Source organism: Roseicella aerolata, from assembly GCF_020523605.1.
Taxonomy (GTDB): Bacteria; Pseudomonadota; Alphaproteobacteria; order Acetobacterales; family Acetobacteraceae; genus Paracraurococcus; species Paracraurococcus aerolatus.
Window position 1 is genome coordinate 22,662 of the sequence record NZ_JAJAQI010000037.1, and the last position, 16,091, is coordinate 38,752.

A 16,091-nucleotide genomic window follows, 5' to 3' on the forward strand; every position below is an offset into this window, starting at 1 on the left:
AAAGGCCCCGCACCGGCGGTGCGGGGCCCGGAGAGTGGTATCGGCCGGGATGCGCCCGGCCGCGCGCCTCAGCCGATCTCGGCGCAGGCGTAGCAGTTGATCTCGAGCGCGAGGGAGACCTCGGTCACGCGGGGCTTTCTCCAGGCCATGATTTCCTCCATCCGGGCGGTGGTCGCCACCGGACATAGTGGGGCCGGCCCCTCGCGGCATCAAGCACGCCGTGCGGTGGCGGGCGCGGCGATGGCCGGGCGCCAGGGAGGCACCGGGCTCCTGCCAAGCCTTCCTTCAGGGGCGGTCAGGGGCGGCCCGGGTGTTCCACCCCGCGGCGGCTCGGGCTAGAGCAGAGCGCAGCGGGGCAGGAGTGCCCCGGCGCGTGGCGCCGCCCTGCGGGCCGGGACCTCCGGCGGGTCGGCATTCAGGCGGAAGCGCAAGCCGCCCTCGTGGGCGGCGGCCCCGCGGCTTTGGTACACAGGTCGTTGCAGGAGAAGGCCATGAGCTATCGGGTCGCGGTCGTCGGCGCCACCGGGGCGGTGGGGCGCGAGATGCTGAAGACCCTCGCCGAGCGGGACTTCCCGGTCCGCGAGGTGGTCGCCCTCGCCTCCGGCCGCTCGACGGGGCTGGAGGTCTCCTTCGGCGAGCGGGCCGTGCTCAAGGTCCAGAACCTGGAGCGCTTCGACTTCAAGGGCACCGACATCGCCCTCTTCTCCCCCGGCGCCGCGGTCTCGGCCGTGCATGCCCCGCGCGCGGCGGCGGCGGGCTGCGTCGTCATCGACAATACCAGCCAATTCCGCATGGAGCCGGACGTGCCGCTGGTGGTGCCGGAAGTGAATGCGCATCACCTGAAGCGCTTCGAGAAGCGCCGGATCATCGCCAACCCGAACTGCTCGACCATCCAGATGGTGGTGGCGCTGAAGCCGCTGCACGCGATCGCGCGGGTGAAGCGGGTGGTGGTCTCCACCTACCAGTCCGTCTCCGGCGCGGGGAAGGAGGCGATGGACGAGCTCTTCAACCAGACCCGCGCGATCTATGTGAACGACCCGACCACGCCTGAGCAGTTCACCAAGCCCATCGCCTTCAACTGCATCCCGCATATCGACCGTTTCATGGACGACGGCGCGACCAAGGAGGAGTGGAAGATGGCGGCCGAGACCAGGAAGATCCTGGACCCGGACATCGCGGTGATCGCCACCTGCGTGCGCGTCCCGGTCTTCATCGGCCATGCCGAGGCGCTGCATGTGGAGTTCGAGGGCCCGATCACCGAGGAGCAGGCCTGGGAGGCGCTGCGCGAGGCGCCGGGCGTGCAGCTCGTCGACAAGCGCGAGGATGGCGGCTACGTGACCCAGGTGGACGCGGCCGGCGAGGATGCGGTCTTCGTCAGCCGCCTGCGCCGGGACCCGACCGTGCCGCACGGCCTGGCCTTCTGGTGCGTCTCCGACAACCTGCGCAAGGGCGCGGCGCTGAACGCGGTGCAGATCGCCGAGGCGCTGGTCGAGCAGGGGCTGGTCACGCCGCGCCGCGGCGGCTGACGGCGCCGCCCTCCGGGACCACCCGCGCCGGCAGCCCGGACAGGGCTGCCGCCGGTCCTGCCGCATCCCCGGCGCGGCGGCCTCCCTCCCCTGAGGAGCACCGCCGCCCATCCGTCCGGCCGCAAGGCCGGACGGATGGGCGGCATCTTTCCCCCGGGACGGGGGCAGGAGCACAGCCCCACCGCATCCGAGCCCGAGCGATGCCCCGCCCCGGTCATCCCGCATGGGCAGGCCTCCCCGGCAGCCGCGCGGGGCGCGATATGCTGCCGCCCTGGGATCAGTCCCTGGTTCGGTCCCGCGCACCCACCTTGCCGCGGGCGCGGGCCTTGCCCGTCCCACGGCCCGGTGCGATGTTCGCGCCGCCCAGCACATGAGCCCGGCCCGCCGTGTCGTGCGTGCAGGCCGGAGAGCGACGAGGACGAGGTATGGCGAAGATCAAGGTGAAGACCCCCGTCGTCGAGATGGACGGCGACGAGATGACCCGCATCATCTGGGGGTTCATCAAGGATAAGCTGATCCTTCCGTATCTCGATATCGATCTGAAGTATTACGACCTGGGCATCCAGTACCGTGACCAGACGGACGACCAGGTGACGATCGACGCCGCCAATGCGACGAAGCAGTACGGCGTCGGCGTGAAATGCGCGACCATCACCCCGGACGAGGCGCGGGTGAAGGAGTTCGGCCTGAAGAAGATGTGGCGGAGCCCGAACGGCACCATCCGCAACATCCTGGACGGCACCATCTTCCGCGAGCCGATCATCTGCTCGAACGTGCCGCGCCTGGTGCCGCACTGGTCGAAGCCGATCGTGGTCGGCCGCCACGCCTATGGCGACATCTACCGCGCCGCCGAGACCAAGATCCCGGGCGCCGGCAAGGCGACGCTGACCTGGACTCCGGCCGAGGGTGGCGAGCCGATCACGCTCGAGGTCACCAACTTCCCGGCCGGCGGCGGCGTGCTGATGGGCATGCACAACACCCGCGCCAGCATCTCCGGCTTCGCCCGCGCCTGCCTGAACTACGGCCTGGCGCGCAACTACCCGGTCTACCTGTCCCACAAGAACACCATCCTCAAGGCCTATGATGGTGAGTTCAAGGACATCTTTCGGCACATCTTCGACACGGAGTTCGCCGAGAAGTACAAGGCCGCCGGCCTGACCTATGAGGACCGGCTGATCGACGACATGGTGGCCTGCGCCCTGAAGTGGGAAGGCGGCTATGTCTGGGCCTGCAAGAACTACGATGGCGACGTGCAGTCCGACATCGTGGCGCAGGGCTTCGGCTCGCTCGGCCTGATGACCTCCGTGCTGCTCTCCCCGGATGGCAACACGGTGGAGTCGGAGGCGGCGCACGGCACCGTCACGCGCCACTACCGCGAGCACCAGAAGGGCCGCGAGACCTCCACGAACCCGATCGCGTCCATCTTCGCCTGGACCCGCGGCCTCGCCTATCGCGGCCGGTTCGACAACACCCCGGACGTGGTCGCCTTCGCCGAGACGCTGGAGAAGGTCTGCATCGAGACGGTCGAGAGCGGGTCCATGACCAAGGACCTCGCCATCCTGATCAGCAAGGACCAGCCCTGGCTCAACACCCAGGCCTTCCTCGCGAAGCTCGACGAGAACCTGCAGAAGAAGATGAAGGCGGCCTGAGCCCTCGGGCCTGGCCGAAGACAGGGGGGCGGGTCCGCAAGGACCCGCCCCCTTTTTTCGTGCCGGCCCGGCAGCCGCACATCGCCGCTTCCGGACGTTCACGCCCGTCCGCGATCTGCTCTACGCCACCCCCGACAGCGTCCGCCGCACCGCCCGCTGCCAGCCGGCATAGGCCGCCTCGCGCTCCGCCTCGGGCATGGAGGGGGTGAAGCGGCGGTCCAGGTGCCAGGTCTGCGCGAATTCCTCCGGCGCCGGGCACAGCCCCGCCTGCAACCCGGCCAGATAGGCAGCCCCCAGCGCCGTTGTCTCCCGCACCACCGGCCGGTCGACCGGCAGGCCGAGGATATCGGCCAGGAATTGCATGGCCCAGTCCGAGGCGACCATGCCGCCATCGACCCGCAGCACGGCCCCCTCCCCCGTCCCGGCCATGTCCGCCCGCATCGCCTCCAGCAGGTCGCGGGTCTGGTAGCCGACGCTCTCGAGCGCGGCGCGCGCGAAATCGGCCGGGCCGGAGGCGCGGGTCAGCCCGTGGATCGCCCCGCGCGCCTCCGGGTCCCAATAGGGCACGCCCAGCCCCACGAAGGCGGGCACCAGATAGAGCCGCGCCGCGGGGTCGGAGCGCGCGGCCAGCGCCCCGCTCTCGGCCGCCTCGCGGATCAGCCCCAGCCCGTCCCGCAGCCACTGCACCGCGGCGCCGGCGACGAAGATCGCGCCCTCCAGCGCATAGGTCCGCCGGCCGCCGAGCTGGTAGGCGATGGTGGTCAGCAGCCGGTGGCGGGAGGCCACGGGGGTATCGCCCGTGTTCAGCAGGGCGAAGCAGCCGGTGCCGTAGGTGGATTTGAGCATCCCCGGCCGGAAGCAGGCCTGGCCCATGGTCGCCGCCTGCTGGTCCCCGGCGATGCCGCGGACGGGGATGGCGGCGCCGAGCAGCGCTGTCTCCGCCAGGCCGAATTCGGCGGCGCAATCGCGCACCTCCGGCAGCAGGGAGGCCGGCACGCGGTGCAGCGCGCACATCGCCTCATCCCAGCGGCCGGCCCGGATGTCGAACAGCATGGTGCGCGCGGCATTGGTCGCATCCGTCGCATGCACGCGGCCGCCCGTGAGGCGCCAGAGCAGGAAGGTATCGACCGTCCCGAAGGCGAGCTCGCCGCGCTCCGCCGCCGCCCGTGCCCCCGCGACATTGTCCAGCAGCCAGGTCAGCTTGGTCGCGGAGAAATAGGGGTCGATCAGCAGGCCCGTCGCCGCCGCCACCGCCGCGGCATGGCCGGATTCGCGCAACGCGGCGCAGGCGGCGGCGGTGCGGCGGTCCTGCCAGACGATGGCGCGGTGGATCGGCTCGCCGGTCCGGCGGTCCCAGACCAGCACCGTCTCCCGCTGGTTGGCGATGCCGATGGCGGCGACCTGCTCCGGCCGCAGCCCGGCCTTGCCGATCGCCTCCCGCATCACCGCGAGCGAGCTCTGCCAGAGATCCTCCGGCTCGTGCTCCACCCAGCCGGAGGCCGGGTAGTGCTGGGGAAACTCTTGCTGCGCCACCGCGACCGGGACCAGGTCCGGCGCCCGGAACAGGATGGCGCGGGTGGAGGTGGTGCCCTGGTCCAGGGCGAGGATGTGACCGGCCGACATGCGAGACTCTCCCAGCTCTTGCGGGCCGGGATTGCGCCCCCGTCCCCTGGCGCGGTCCCGCCCGGCCCCCTGGCCCCGCCGCCCGCATGGCGGCGCGCCGGTCACCGCTGCGGCCGGAGGCCGGCCGCGGTTCCGCCCGCCCCAGTCCAGCGCGCGGCGGCCCCGCTTGCCAAGGGCACGAGCCGCGCCCCGACCACGCCAGGTGCCGACAGGATGGACGCCAGCCTGCATCGCAGCCTAGGCTTCGATGGCTACAAGAACAAAGCTGCAAGGGAGAGAAACGCCATGACGCTCGCACGCCGCCACATTGCCCTGGCGGGCGCCGCCGCCGCGCTGCTCGGGCCGGGCCTCGCCCGCGCGCAGTCCGGCGAGGAGGCCCGGGTGGCCCAGGCCGTCGAGGCGCTCACCAAGGCGATGATCGCGGTGGACAGGCAGCAGCTTGACGCGCTGACCTCGGAGCATCTCAGCTACGGGCATTCCGCCGGGCGCATCGAGAACAAGAAGCAGTTCATCGACTACCTGGAGGGGCGGCAGAGTGCCTTCCGGCGGATCGACCTGACCGAGCAGACCATCAACCTGGTCTCGGACGAGGCCATCGTCAGGCACCTCTTCACCGGGGAGACGATCTCGCCGGCGGGGCAGGTCACGCCGGTGCGGATCGGCGTGCTGCAGGTCTGGACCAAGGAAGGCGGGAACTGGAAGCTGCTCGCCCGGCAGGCCTATCGCCTGTAATCGCGCCGGGCGGCTTGCTGCAGCGGATCGCGTCCAGGGCTGAACGCCAATTCGCTGCAGCGCTCCGTCTTCCCGGCCGATGCGCGCGTCCGGTCCCTCAGGCCGTCGCGCGACCTGCTCCGGGGGTCGCCCGGACGCTCAGGCCTTCGCCGCCTTCTTCTTCGCCTTCTTGAGCCCGGCCAGGGCCGAGTCCTTCAGGGAGGGGCTGGCCTTGAAGCGGACCGTGGCGCCGGCCTTGACCGGCACCTTCTCGCCGGTGCGGGGGTTCATGGCGGTGCGCTTCGGCGTCTCGCGGACGGTGAAGGAACCGAATTCCGGCAGGGTGAAGCGGCCCGTGCCGATGATCTCCGCCTTGATGGCGGCAATGAGGTCGCTGGCCAGCCGGTTGGCGGCGACGGCCGGCATCTCGGTCGACTTCACGATGACGTCGGTCAGGAACTTCTTCGACATGCACGGGACTCCCTACGGATGATCGCGTCATAGCCGAGAGATTCAGCGGCGTCAGTCGTCTCGTTGCGGGACCTGCGCGTGCCGGCCCCGGAGGGTTGCGCGACTCGTGGAAAATCCAGGGTTTGCGCCGGGGCTTGCGCGGAAGCCTTACGGGCACAGGCGGGATGGCCGGGGCAGCGAATCGCCGGCCATGGCCGCGAATCGGCGCCCCGATCGCCAGGATGCCGCTCAGCGGGTGCGGGTCTGCGCCCAGGCCTCCGCCATGCGGGCCAGGGGATCGGCCGGGGCTCGTGCCACCGCAACGCCTCCGGGTACATCGCCCCACTGGCGGAGCGGCCCGCTGTCGAGATGCACGAAGCCGCGCTGCGCATAGATGCCGACGCCGCCGCGCCCGAGCTTCAGGGCCTGCTCGGCGAAGCCGGCCAGCCGCTCCGACGCGACCAGCACATCGAGTGCGCCGGCCCGCAGATGCTGGCTGTCCCCGGCGCCACGGACCGCCAGGTTGGTCTGCGGCGTCCGGTAGCCGGAGAGGATGGTGAGTTCGCCGGCGAGGCCGCTGCGCCGCGCCACCTCCCACAGCACCTCGATCGCCAGGGGATCGAAGGGCATCACATCGCCGGTGCGGCTATCGGCCAGCACCCGGGAGAGGTCGGCCATGGCCTTGGGGTCCGGCGTCCGGCCGTCATGCCAGGGGCCGGAAAAGCGTTCCCCCGTCGCGGCATGCCGCAGGGCGAGCCGCCGCGGGGCGGGTGGCGGCTGCCGCCGCGGCACCGCCAGCGCGGCACGGGGACCAAGGGCGAGCGCGACAGGGGCCGCGAGGAACAGGGTCCGGCGTCTCATGCCCATGCTGGTACGTGCCGCCAGCGGCAGCGGGAAGCCTGCCACGGGCCCGCCACACGGAGCCGTGACCGGCTGATCCGGGCCTGACCGGGATGTGACCCCGGAGGCGGCGCGGTCATTCCGTCCGTGCCCGCAGCGGGACGGGCGCGGGGCCCGGCAGCAGCCCGGCGCCCTTCTGGGCGAATGGTGGCGCGACATCGTTCGCGGGCGGGCGCACCGCCGCCGCCCAGTGCCGTTCCTGGGCGAACCAGGCGATGGTGCTGCGCAGCCCCGCCTCCAGGCCGATGCGCGGCCACCAGCCGAGCACCTGCCGGGCATAGCCGATATCCGGGCGCCGGCGCCGCGGGTCGTCCACGGGCAGCGGCCGCCAGACGATCGGGGAGGCAGAGCCGGTGAGTTCGACCACGCGCTCGGCGAGTTCCGCCACCGTCAGTTCCTCGGGGTTGCCGAGATTGACGGCGCCCCGCAACGACGCCTCCGTCGCCTGCAGCCGCACCAGCCCGTCGATCAGGTCGTCGACATAGCAGAAGGAACGGGTCTGGCTGCCATCGCCATAGATGGTGATCGGATCGCCCGCCAGCGCCTGGGTGACGGCATTGGAGACGATGCGGCCATCATCCGGTCGCATGCGCGGGCCATAGGTGTTGAAGATGCGCGCCACCCGCACCCGCACCCGCCCGGCCCGGGCGTAGTCGAAGGCCAGCGTCTCCGCCGCGCGCTTGCCTTCGTCGTAGCAGGCGCGGGGGCCCGTCGGGTTCACATTGCCCCAGTAGGTCTCGGCCTGCGGATGCACTTCCGGATCGCCATAGACCTCGCTGGTGGAGGCGAGCAGGAAGCCCGCCCCCGCCCGCTCCGCCAGTTGCAGCAGGTTGCGGGTGCCGAGCACGCAGGTGAGCAGCGTATGCTCCGGATCCGCCTGGTAGTGCGGCGGGGAGGCGGCGCAGGCCAGGTTGAACACCGCGTCGATCCGCCCTCCTTCCCGCAGGATGCGGCCGGGCCGCAATTCGATGATGTCGGCCTCGATGAGGTCGAAGCGCGGCTCGCGCTCCAGGTGACGCAGGTTCAGCCGCCGCCCGGTGCGGAAGCTGTCCACGCAGATCACCTCCCAGGACTCGGCCAGCAATGCGTCGCACAGATGCGAGCCGAGAAAACCAGCGCCGCCGGCGACGACAGCGACCTTGCGCTTGCCCTTGGTCACGTGGCCGCCTGCTCCCTTGCCAGATGATGATCGCGGCGCATGGCCGCGCGCAGATGCGCCTCCAGCTCCGCCGCCCGATGCGCCGCGGTATGCGCGCCGAGGACGCGTTGCTGGAAGGCCTTCGCCAGGCGCTGCCTGGCTCCCTCCGGACAGCCGAGCAGGATGTCCAGCACCTCGCCCGCCGAGGCGGCGAGCAGGATCTCCTCACCCGGCCGGAAGAGCGCGTCGATGCCGTCCCAGACATCCGAGATCACGGGCGTGCCGCAGGCGCCGGCCTCGAACAGCCGCACGCTCGGGCTGTGGCCGGCGCGCACCATGTCGGCGCGCGTGACGTTCAGGGTGAAGCGGCTCTCGGCATAGAAGCCCGGATGCTCGGCCGGCGGGACATGCTCCAGCCGCTCGACATTCGATGGCCAGGCGATGTGCGGCGGATATTGCGCGCCGGCGACGACGAAGCGCAGCTGCGGGGCGCGCCGGGCGGGTTCCAGCAGCAGCGTCTCCAGCACCGGCTGGCGATCGTCGCTGTAGGTGCCGAGATAACTGAGATCCCAGCGCTTCCGCCGATCGAGGCCGGCATAGGCGACCTCATCCACGGAGCAGTGCAGCACGCGCGCGGCCGGAGCGCCGTAGGCCTGTTCCAGCCGCGCCAGAGTCGGCCCGCCGGTGAAGGAGAGGTAGAGGTCGTAGCGCGGGATCTGGTGCGCGGAGAGGTATTCATCGTCGCCGCGCGCCAGCTTCGCCAGCGTCACCGGCGTGTCGATGTCGTAGAAGGCGGTCACGCCACGGGCGATGCGCTGGACGAAGTCGCCGACCGCCACCCCTTCCGGCACATAGGATCCGACGATGACCGCATCCGCCGAGGCGATCGCCGGTTGCCACCGCTCCAGTTCGCCGAGATCGCGGTAGAGGGCGAGGTCACAGAACCCAGGGGCCGCCAGGTCGCGGTGGCCGGCATACCAGGGCACGTCCCGCTCCAGGAACAGCACCTGATGGCCGCGCGCGGCGAAGGCCTTCAGCAGGGCGCGATAGGTGGTGGCGTGGCCATTGCCCCAGGAGGAGCTGAGGCTGAGGCCGAGAACGACCAGCCGGAGCGGGCGGTCGCTCATGCCGCCTGCCCCGCGCGCCGGCGTCCCGCCACCTCCCGCAGCAGCGCATCGACCTGCGCCCCGCGCCGGGCATAGGTGTGCTCGGCGAGGATGCGGGCCCGCGCCGCCTCCCCGATCGCCCGGGCGCGTTCCGGCGTCAGCGCCGCGACATGCTCCGCCACCTCCGCGCCGTCGCGCGCGACCAGCACCTCCGCGCCGTCCTTCAGGAAGAGTTCCAGCCCGATCCAGGCATCGGTGATCAGGCAGGCGCCGGCGCCGGCGGCCTCGAAGACGCGGGTCGCGGGGGAGAAGCCGATCGCCGCCATGCTGTCCCGCGCGATGTTCAGCACCGCGCGGGGTGAGGTGTTGAAGGCGTTGTGCTCGCGCGTATAGACATGGCCGATGGCACGGACATTCGGCGGCATCGGCTTGTCGTGCCAGCCATTGCCGCCGATCAGGAAGCGGCGGTCCGGCAGCAGCGCGGCCGGGCGGAGGAAGAATTCCTCCACCCGCGCCTCCCGGTCCGGCAGACGGTTGCCGAGGAAGCCGAGATCCGCGGCGAAGCGCGGCTCGGCCGGCACGGGGTGGTGCGTCTCCGGGTCGAGTGCGTTGTAGACCGGCACGCAGCGCCGGGCGCCGAAGCCCTCATAGGCATCGACCACCGGCGGCCCGCCGCCATAGGTCAGCACCAGGTCGAGCCCCGGCAGGGCGCGGCGCAGCGGGTGATCCGGCGCCGCCCCGATCTCGGCCAGCGTGGCCGGCGCATCCACATCCCAGAAGATGCGGATCGCCCCCGGCCGCGCCGCCGCCATGACGCCGTGCAGCAGTTCCGTGTCGAAGACGCCGACACCGCTGGCCTTGACCACCACATCGGCCTGCGCAGCCTCCGCCACCACCTCGCGCAGTGCCGCCTCGGTCGCGGGATACACCCGCACCTCCGCCCAGTCCGGTGGTGCGATGTCACGGTGCTGCTGCCGGTCGAAGGCGTCCGGCTCGTAGAAGGTGGTGCGGTAGCCGCGGCGATGCAGGTCACTGATCAGTCCGCGGTAATAGGTGGCCGCGCCGTTCCAGTAGGAGGACAGCAGGCTGGAACCGTAGAAGGCAATCCTCATGCGCTGGCCTCCGCCGGTGCGCGGGCCCGATCGAGGCGCGCGAGTATCGTCAGCAATTCATCGGCGCGGTGCCCGCAGCCATGGCGCGCCCGGATGGTCCGCAGCCCGTTCGCCACCAGGCTGCGCCGGAGATCCGCATCCTCCCGGATGGCACGGAGGTGGCGCTGCATCTCCGCCTCGTCGCGCGCCATCAGGTAGTCCTCGCCGGGCCGGAACAGCCCTTCCGCGTCGTGCCAGGGCGAGCAGACCAGCGGAATGCCGCAGGCCAGCGCCTCGAAGACGCGGATGGTCGGGATGCCCGGAAGCAGATCGACATAGAAGCGGCGCGGCACATGCACCGTGGCCAGGTGCCGGGCGAAGACCTCCGGCGCCTGCGCATTCGGCAGCCAGCCGCGATAGCGCGCGCCATGCTCCGCCAGGATGCGCAGCGCGTGCTCCGGATAGCGCACGCCATGGATGTCGAGGGGCAGGCCGACGGCGCGCGCCGGGCGGAGCAGAAAGCGCTCCAGTTCCTCGCTGCGCTCCTCATCGCCCCAATTGCCGATCCAGACCAGCCCCTCACGCGGGCCGTCCTGCGCCGGCGGCCGGAACAGCCGGGTATCCGCCGCCTCATGCCAGACGAAGACCCGCCCCCCCCAGCCCCAGCGCCGATAGACCTCGGCCAGCGCCTCGCCGAAGGCGAGCACGCCGTCATAGCCGTCCAGGTCGAAGCGGCGGATGGCCTCGGGATCACTGACCGCGCGATGATGCGTATCGTGAAAAAGCAGGGTGAAGCGCGCCCCCTGCCGTCGCGCCTGGCCGAGCGTGGCGACGACCCAGGGCTCGTTCCATTCATGCGTGATGACGAGATCGGCCCCCTCGACCGCCGTGACGATATCCTGCGCGGTGGCGTAGCGCCGCGCACGCAACTCCGGATAGGCGGCGCGATAGGCGCGCAGGCCTGCCTCGCCGTGATCCCGCAGCAGGTTGTCGCGGCTCCAGGCCTCCTCGGGCTCCAGGGCCAGAACGTCATGGCCGCGCGCCTGCAACTCGCTCAGCACGCCCCGGAGGAAATGCGCATTGCCGTGGTTCCAGCAGGATTCCAGGGAATGGGTGAGATAGATCAGTCTCACGCGGCAACCCCCCTTCCCGTCCCGCCGGCCATGCCGCGCAGGAGCCCGCGATAGGCCGCGAGCATGGCATCCACCTGGGCGCCGATGCCGTAGCGACGTGCCCGTTCCTGCGCCGCAACGCCGAGGGCAGCGCGTCGTTCCCCATCCTCGGCCAGTCCGCGCATCGCCTCGGCGAAGGCCTGCGCATCGCCCACCGGCGCAAACTGCGCGACGCCTTCCCACAATTCGCGGAAGACCGGCGTATCGGCCAGCACGAGGGCGCAGCCGGCCTGCGCCGCTTCCAGCACGGTGAGGCCGAAGGGCTCGTATCGCGCCGCCGAGGCGAAGATCGGCCGCGCGGCCAGATACCCGGCCACCTCGGCCTCCGGCAGCCGACCGAGGAGCCGCAGATGCGCCAGCGCGGCCCGTGCGCCATTCGGCCCCTCCACCGGGCCTGCCGCCACCACCGGGAAGGGCAGCAGGGCCGCGGCGCGGTCGAGCGTTGCCGCATCCTTGCCGTCATCCCACAGCCGCCCGGCGGTGAAGGCGACAGGCCGCGCCTGTGGCGTGCCGGCGCTTCCTGCGGCACGCCGCCCGTTGCGGACGACCATCGGCGGCGCGGCGAGGCCATAGGCCGCGCGCGTCGCCGCGGCGAAAGCCGCGCTCGGCGCCACGAGGCAATCCGCCTTGCGGTAGGCGCGCGCGACGAGTTCCGTCCGCCAGGTGAAGTCGGCGGGCATCGGCCCGGTCCGGACGGCACGCCACCAGGTCGCCAGGCAGGAATGGCAGGCGATCAGCACCGGCATGGAAAAGGCGGCACCGGCCGCCGGCCCCGGTGCGTTGAGATGCAGGATATCGGCCCCCGTCTCCTCCGCCAGCCTGGCCAGCGCATGGCCCGCCGCCACCACCTCCGCCGGGGATTCGGCGAGCCATTCGAGTGGCAGCCCCGTCTCGACCAGGCGCAGGCGCGGCACGCGCAAGGCGGCCGCGGCCTGGTCCGGCGCAGGGGCCGGGCCCATGACCGCCAGCACGGTCCCGACGCCGTGCCCGGCAAGGCCGGCCGCGAGATCGAGCGCATAGGTCCAGACGCCGCCGACCGCATCCACGGTCATCAGCAGCCGCAGACGCCCCGTCCCGCTCATCGGCAGCACGCCGCCTCGAGTTCGGGCAGGGGTGCCGCGCGCTCTTCCTGGATGTCGCTCAGCTGATCGAACTGCGCGAGGTAGTGGGCATGCGCCCGTTCCCAGGCAAGGTCGTCGGGCGCTCCCCAGAGGCGGATGTAGTCGGGCGAGCTCGGATAGGGGTAGAGCGGCACGGGATCGTTGGCCCAGACGCCGCCGCGCTGCAGCCTCTCCCGCCAGGCCGCCACCATGGCCGGATCGTCGCCCGCCACCTTGATCAGATTGGCCTGGACGAAGGGCACCCGGCGCTTCGCATGCAGCAGGCGCTCGGCCAGTTCATCCGTCGACATGCGGCAGTTCTTGTCGAGTGCGGCGCGCCCCTCGGGCGTCAGGCTCTCGACCCCGGCCTCGATCGAGACGCAGCCGGCCTCGCCGAGCAGGTCGAGCATCTCCGGCTTCCAGAGATCGATGCGGGTCTGGATGCCGAATTGCAGGCCGCGGCCGACCAGCGCCTCCAGCAGGGCGCGCTGGGGCAGGAAGATCTCGTCGATGAAATAGAGATAGCCGACGCCCTGCGCCGCCAGCGTGTCGATCTCCTCCAGCAGCGGGGCGAGGGCGCGCCTGCGATAGGCATCGCGGAAATCGAGCTTCGCGCAGAAGGAACAGGCATAGGGACAGCCGCGGGAGGCCTCGACCTCCGCCCCCGGCACCGCCGGTTTCGCATCGAAGCGGTGATGGTGATGCCGATGGCGCCGGACCCAGTCCGCCGGCCAGTGCAGCGCGGGCAGGTCGGTGAAGCGGCCGGCATGCGGCGCGCCCGTCACCCGGAGGGCATCGCCATCCCGGTACGCGATGGCCGGCACGGTCGAGAGATCGGAACTGTCGGCGAGCTTGACGAGGATCTCCTCGCATTCCCCACGCACGACGACATCGACGCCGAGCTTCCGGAGCGCCGCCGCCGGCGTCGCCGATCCATGCGGCCCGACCGCGACGGTGCGGCCGCCTTGTCCATCCAGCGCGAGGAGGAACTCGCGCGGCACACGCAGCTCCGGCGGGGCGCATCGCCAGAAGAGATAGGTCGGCGCCGTCGTCACCACCGTCATCTCGGGTGCGAAGGCTGCCACCCGGGCCGCCGCCTCCGCGACCGGAAGATCGCAGAGATGCGCGTCGAGCATGAGCACCTCATGCCCCGCCGCCTCCAGCAGCGCCTTGCCGTAGCCGAGTTCCAGCGCCAGATGCGGCTCGCGGCAGCCGAAATAGATGCTGCCCTCGAAGCGCCAGGGCGGGTTGACCAGCGCCACCCTCACGACAGCGCCTCCGCCGGCGCCTGTTCTTCGCGCAGCCAGGCGGCGAGGGCGCGCAACCCGTCGCGCCAGGGCCTTGGTGGCGCGAGGCCCAGCAGATCCCGCGCGCGGCGGGTATCCGAGACATAGTAGCGCTGGTCGCCCGCTCGCCAGTCGCCGTGGCGGATCTCGACCGGGCGGCCGAGGAGCGCCTCGATCGCGCGGATCACCTGCAACAGGCTGACGGCATTGGCCGGCCCGCCGCCCAGGTTGAACGCCATGCCGCGCACCGCGTCGATGCGCCGCCAGGCGGCGAGATAGGCGTCCACGGCATCCTCGACGAGGAGGATGTCGCGCACCTGGCAGCCATCCCCGAAGATGCTGATGGGCTGCCCGGTCAGCGCGCGGATCAGGAAATGCGCGACCCAGCCCTGGTCCTCCGTCCCGCGCTGCCGCGGACCATAGATGCAGCTCATCCGGAAGACGGCCGCCGGGATGCCGAAGCTGCGGGCATAGTCCAGCACATACTGGTCCGCCGCGCCCTTGGAGCAACCATAGGGTGTGTGGAAATCAAGCGGCCTGTCCTCTCCGATCCCATGCGCGCGGATATCGTGCCGCACGGGCAGATAGGCTTCCCCGGCCCGCTCCAGCGCCAGGTCGGCCAGGCCGCCATAGACCTTGTTGGTGCTGGCGAAGAGCAGCGGCACCGCCCTGCCCTGCCGCCGCACCGCCTCCAGCAGGCCGAAGGTGCCTTGCAGATTGGTGGCAAAGTCGCGCGCGGGATCGTCCAGGCTGGTCGTGACGGCGACCTGCGCCGCCAGATGGAACACTGCGCCGGCCTCACCGACCGCCCGCCCCAGTTCGGTGGCGTCGCCGAGATCCGCGATGATCGGGACGACGCGCCGCGGATGACGCCGGCGCAGCCAGGCGAGATTCGCCTCCACCCCGGGACGCGTCAGCGCGTCATAGACCAGCACCGTATGGCCCTTGGCCGCCAAGCGATCGGCCAGGTTGGCACCGATGAAGCCTGCACCACCGGTGACGAGGACAGGGCGCTCCCCGCCCATCATGCGACGAGCCCCCTCGCCTCGAGCTCGCCTCGCGCCTGCTGCACGCGGTCCTCCGCCTGCTGCCGGGCGACCCATTCGGCAAGCTCCGCAAGGCCTTCGATGAAATCCGTGCGCGGCGCGAAGCCGATCTGCCGGCGCGCCAGACCGATATCTGCGATGCAGTGCCGGATGTCGCCCGCCCGCGCCTTGCCGGTGATTTCCGGCGCGATGGAGCGACGCCCCATCGCACCCGCGAGCAGTTCGGCAACCTCCTGCACCGTGCGGTCCACGCCACTGGCGATGTTGAAGACGCCGCCCGCGGCCTGCGGATGCTCCAGCGCCAGCAGGAAGGCCTGCGCCACATCCTCCACATGCACGAAATCGCGCCGCTGCAGCCCGTCCTCGAAGATCATGGGCGGCTGGCCGTTCAGCAGCCGGGAGGCGAAGATCGCCAACACGCCCGTATAGGGGTTGGAGAGCGCCTGGCCGGGCCCGTACACATTCCACAGCCGCAGGGCGACACCTTCCATCCCGTAGGCCGGCGCGAGGGTCAGCGTCAGCCGTTCCTGCACATATTTCGTGATGGCATAGACGGAGGCGAGCGCCGGGCGCTTCGCCTCGGGCGTCGGCACCGGCGCCAGCGGCCGCCCGGCCTCGTCGAGCGGGTCCCAGCTCTGTGACGCCGCCGTGCGTGGCTGGCGCACCACATCCTCCACCAGCCGCCCGCCTGCGGAACGGTAGAGCCCTTCGCCATAGATGCTCATCGACGAAGCCACGACCACCCGTCGCACCGGCTGTTCGATCAGCGCCTGGAACAGTATCGCCGTGCCGTGGTCATTCACCGAGACATAGCGGTCGACCGCGTACATGCTCTGCCCGACACCGACTTCCGCCGCGAGATGCACGACACTGTCGACACCACGGAGCGCCCTGGCCACCGCATCCGCATCGCGCACATCGCCCTTCTGGAATTCGACCTCCGGGTCGAGTGACGGCCGCTTGTCGTCACTGCCATGCACCTGCTCAATCAGACTGTCCAGGGCGCGGACCCGATGGCCCTTGCCGAGCAGGGTCCGGGCGAGGTGCCGCCCGATGAAGCCCGCGCCGCCCGTGATGAGAATCAGTTCCGACACCAGGGCGCCTCCGTTTCGTCAGTCAGCATTCCACCGAACGGTCTCCAGAGAGCGTGCGGCCATACCAGGTTCCCGCCGCGCCGGGGACCGATGCACAATGCACCGGCATTGCGGCCACCGAGCAACAAAGGCTCCCGGTTGAGTGCGAACGCAAAGCCCGCCGATGCGGAACCGGTGCTCACCTGTATTTGTCGGCTGG

General features: G+C 71.2%; 15 protein-coding genes. 3 read left to right on the top strand and 12 right to left on the bottom strand.

The window, feature by feature from the left end; genetic code table 11:
* Positions 1-68: 68 nt before the first annotated feature.
* Positions 69-179 carry a pyrroloquinoline quinone precursor peptide PqqA gene (pqqA, locus tag LHA35_RS20560; RefSeq protein ID WP_226611686.1) on the bottom strand — a complete coding sequence of 37 codons (111 nt, stop codon included), beginning with the start codon at positions 177-179 and terminating at the stop codon, positions 69-71.
* Between the two features lie 312 nt (positions 180-491).
* Between pqqA and LHA35_RS20565 the strand changes: the two genes are divergently transcribed.
* A complete protein-coding gene (locus LHA35_RS20565; protein WP_226611694.1) occupies positions 492-1,526 on the top strand; it encodes an aspartate-semialdehyde dehydrogenase in 1,035 nt (344 codons plus the stop codon).
* Between the two features lie 425 nt (positions 1,527-1,951).
* On the top strand, positions 1,952-3,175 hold the full coding sequence (locus LHA35_RS20570) for an NADP-dependent isocitrate dehydrogenase (RefSeq protein ID WP_226611696.1): 1,224 nt from the start codon (positions 1,952-1,954) through the stop codon (positions 3,173-3,175).
* Positions 3,176-3,295: 120 nt separating this feature from the next.
* Here the strand turns inward: LHA35_RS20570 and glpK are convergent, their stop codons facing one another.
* On the bottom strand, positions 3,296-4,798 hold the full coding sequence (gene glpK, locus LHA35_RS20575) for a glycerol kinase GlpK (RefSeq protein WP_226611698.1): 1,503 nt from the start codon (positions 4,796-4,798) through the stop codon (positions 3,296-3,298).
* A 285-nt stretch (positions 4,799-5,083) separates the two neighbouring features.
* On the opposite strand from glpK, the gene LHA35_RS20580 reads away from it, so the two are divergent.
* On the top strand, positions 5,084-5,530 hold the full coding sequence (locus tag LHA35_RS20580; protein WP_226611700.1) for a nuclear transport factor 2 family protein: 447 nt from the start codon (positions 5,084-5,086) through the stop codon (positions 5,528-5,530).
* A 138-nt stretch (positions 5,531-5,668) separates the two neighbouring features.
* Here LHA35_RS20580 and LHA35_RS20585 read toward each other — a convergent pair whose 3' ends face one another.
* From LHA35_RS20585 to LHA35_RS20630, 10 genes are all read right to left on the bottom strand, one after another.
* Positions 5,669-5,980 carry an HU family DNA-binding protein gene (locus tag LHA35_RS20585; protein ID WP_226611702.1) on the bottom strand — a complete coding sequence of 104 codons (312 nt, stop codon included), beginning with the start codon at positions 5,978-5,980 and terminating at the stop codon, positions 5,669-5,671.
* A gap of 228 nt (positions 5,981-6,208) precedes the next feature.
* Positions 6,209-6,820, bottom strand: coding sequence for a YcbK family protein (locus LHA35_RS20590; RefSeq protein WP_226611704.1), 612 nt, complete (start codon positions 6,818-6,820; stop codon positions 6,209-6,211).
* 115 nt (positions 6,821-6,935) lie between these two features.
* On the bottom strand, positions 6,936-8,018 hold the full coding sequence (locus tag LHA35_RS20595; RefSeq protein ID WP_226611706.1) for a UDP-glucuronic acid decarboxylase family protein: 1,083 nt from the start codon (positions 8,016-8,018) through the stop codon (positions 6,936-6,938).
* The gene (locus LHA35_RS20600; RefSeq protein WP_226611708.1) at positions 8,015-9,124 is read right to left on the bottom strand and encodes a CgeB family protein; all 1,110 of its coding nucleotides are present in this window, start codon (positions 9,122-9,124) and stop codon (positions 8,015-8,017) included. Before LHA35_RS20600 ends, LHA35_RS20595 begins: the two co-directional genes overlap by 4 nt.
* A complete protein-coding gene (locus LHA35_RS20605) occupies positions 9,121-10,215 on the bottom strand; it encodes a CgeB family protein (RefSeq protein WP_226611710.1) in 1,095 nt (364 codons plus the stop codon). Before LHA35_RS20605 ends, LHA35_RS20600 begins: the two co-directional genes overlap by 4 nt.
* Positions 10,212-11,327, bottom strand: coding sequence for a CgeB family protein (locus LHA35_RS20610; RefSeq protein ID WP_226611711.1), 1,116 nt, complete (start codon positions 11,325-11,327; stop codon positions 10,212-10,214). The genes LHA35_RS20605 and LHA35_RS20610 overlap by 4 nt, the downstream gene beginning before the upstream one ends.
* The gene (locus LHA35_RS20615) at positions 11,324-12,448 is read right to left on the bottom strand and encodes a glycosyltransferase family 4 protein (RefSeq protein WP_226611713.1); all 1,125 of its coding nucleotides are present in this window, start codon (positions 12,446-12,448) and stop codon (positions 11,324-11,326) included. Before LHA35_RS20615 ends, LHA35_RS20610 begins: the two co-directional genes overlap by 4 nt.
* On the bottom strand, positions 12,445-13,734 hold the full coding sequence (locus LHA35_RS20620) for a TIGR04295 family B12-binding domain-containing radical SAM protein (RefSeq protein WP_226611715.1): 1,290 nt from the start codon (positions 13,732-13,734) through the stop codon (positions 12,445-12,447). Before LHA35_RS20620 ends, LHA35_RS20615 begins: the two co-directional genes overlap by 4 nt.
* The gene (locus LHA35_RS20625; RefSeq protein ID WP_226611723.1) at positions 13,731-14,780 is read right to left on the bottom strand and encodes an SDR family NAD(P)-dependent oxidoreductase; all 1,050 of its coding nucleotides are present in this window, start codon (positions 14,778-14,780) and stop codon (positions 13,731-13,733) included. Before LHA35_RS20625 ends, LHA35_RS20620 begins: the two co-directional genes overlap by 4 nt.
* Positions 14,777-15,892, bottom strand: a complete 1,116-nt coding sequence (locus LHA35_RS20630; protein WP_226611725.1) for an SDR family NAD(P)-dependent oxidoreductase — start codon at positions 15,890-15,892, stop codon at positions 14,777-14,779. The genes LHA35_RS20625 and LHA35_RS20630 overlap by 4 nt, the downstream gene beginning before the upstream one ends.
* Positions 15,893-16,091: the final 199 nt, after the last annotated feature.